The organism is Arsenicibacter sp. R0_47 (assembly GCF_057652235.1).
In genome coordinates this window covers 1-1,614 of record NZ_JBYFCJ010000090.1, presented here as the reverse complement: position 1 = coordinate 1,614, position 1,614 = coordinate 1, and the positions used below count along the sequence as shown (strand labels likewise).

General features: G+C 49.0%; 3 protein-coding genes and 1 pseudogene. 1 reads left to right on the top strand and 3 read right to left on the bottom strand.

What is annotated here, in order from left to right; translation table 11 throughout:
* Window positions 1–70: 70 nt before the first annotated feature.
* The 3 genes and pseudogenes from AC23NW_RS36100 to AC23NW_RS36090 form a co-directional block, all read right to left on the bottom strand.
* Window positions 71–403, bottom strand: a pseudogene (locus tag AC23NW_RS36100) (helix-turn-helix domain-containing protein); the annotation flags it as partial.
* Window positions 404–415: 12 nt separating this feature from the next.
* Window positions 416–553, bottom strand: a complete 138-nt coding sequence (locus tag AC23NW_RS36095; RefSeq protein ID WP_487455555.1) for a hypothetical protein — start codon at window positions 551–553, stop codon at window positions 416–418.
* Window positions 554–697: 144 nt separating this feature from the next.
* Entirely contained in the window at window positions 698–1,201 is a 504-nt protein-coding gene (locus AC23NW_RS36090) for a hypothetical protein (protein ID WP_487455553.1), read from the bottom strand.
* 101 nt (window positions 1,202–1,302) lie between these two features.
* Between AC23NW_RS36090 and AC23NW_RS36085 the strand changes: the two genes are divergently transcribed.
* Entirely contained in the window at window positions 1,303–1,551 is a 249-nt protein-coding gene (locus AC23NW_RS36085; RefSeq protein WP_487455551.1) for a transposase, read from the top strand.
* Window positions 1,552–1,614 lie beyond the last annotated feature (63 nt).

The window sequence follows — 1,614 nt, the reverse complement described above, 5'->3', positions numbered from 1 at the left end:
TGTTTAGCCAACGTGGGCAAATGGCTAACCATCAGCTTCAGCAAGTTTAATGCAAACTAATTCTCAAGGATTACTTAGCACAAACTATTTTCGTGTATTGAATACTTCGCGGGGTTTCGGTCCATTCACACCCGGCAGGTACCGTCTCGGCTTTGTAAAATACCGGTACGTAATGATGTTCAATAAACCGTTCTGCCGCTCTGGATACGTCAGCCTGTTGTGGCTTTTCCGACTCAATACGCTGCCCGGTCCGTGGGTGGTCAGCCGAATAGGTCACCTCTGTAACCAGCAAATGAACACCCAGCATTTCCTCAATGTCAGACAGCGTGTCCAGGGTAAAGTTTTGCGTGCCGCTTAGCCAGCGCGTGACCACAGACGGGAGTTGCCCCATCCGGCTGGCAAATTCACTTTTGCTTCAGCCTTTGGCTTCCAGCGCGTCGGTAATGCGGGCCGCCATAGCCATCTGCTTATAGGTGCGGGTGCGCTCATGGGGCGTGATACGGTCTTGTATCTCACGCGATTTGCTTCCTCTGTTTCGCTTACGAGGTTCCATTATTTCAATTCCTGTTTGGTACGATTGCTAACCGCCTTCAAAACCACCCTGCCTGGCTTTAAATAGCTGTTTTGGCCAGCAATCTGTGTTTGTTTCAATCCTTCTTTATTTGGCTGGATATGAGTGGGTAACCAATCACCGATCTTAATCGTCTCCGTTATCAAACCGCATCCGGCCTGCCAGCCGGTTGCCTTCCCACCAGAGTTCACCATCGCGAATGGCCTGGTTAATTCGCCCCGATAACTCGCGTAGCAGGTAGTTTTCTTCTTTCATTTTTGGTACGTCCTGAAAGGGGCCTACTCCTTTGGGTTTATACCCTCCCCCGCCTAAAATGAGCGCGATACTCCCAAATTTGATGCAGTACAACCGCAGATTTGAGTTAGGGACGTCATACAACGCTTCCAAGCCGTCGCCTTTCACCAGTTCACCTTCTGCCTTAGGTCGGAAATAGTTAAAACGGGCTCCCAACCGGGCAATAGTCTCGATGCGCTGTACCAAAAAATCAAGCTCATCGAGATAGTCGGCATCATTTTCCTCCAGAAACCGGTCATAGAGTGTCTCTTCATCATCATCCAGCGCAATACTGTAGACGGTGGCCCCGTCGCCGGCAAACTCATCCAGCTCAACAATCTCAAAACGGGTTTTCACAATGGGTCAAGTGTCCTCTCAACCCCCTAATTAAGAGTATGTTTTGGATAGAATAAAATGGAGAATCGGCCGTATCTTGAAATCGCCAGATTATCAAGACAATGAACGAAGCCGTCCAGGAGTTGACCGATTCTCAGTGGAAACTTATCGAAAAAATTGTAGACGACCAACGCCAGCGATGGCATTCGTTACGCACCATACTCGATGCTATCCTGTCCATCAATCGAACGGGTGTCCAATGGCGTGAATTGGATAGCAAGTACCCACCCTGGCAAACGGTTTACTACCATTTTCGGCAGTTTAAGTTGCGAGGTGTCTGGGAAGAAGTGCTGGATAAACTAGTGTTCTAACCGGGTATGTTTGACGGGTATAAACGTTTGAGTTTTACACGGGCGTCGTCGGTCGTAAACTGC

Coding starts and splice junctions, on each gene's coding strand:
- AC23NW_RS36085 (WP_487455551.1), top strand. CDS start 1,303: ATGAACGAAGCCGTCCAGGAGTTGACCGATTCTCAGTGGAAACTTATC.
- AC23NW_RS36095 (WP_487455555.1), bottom strand. CDS start 553: ATGGAACCTCGTAAGCGAAACAGAGGAAGCAAATCGCGTGAGATACAA.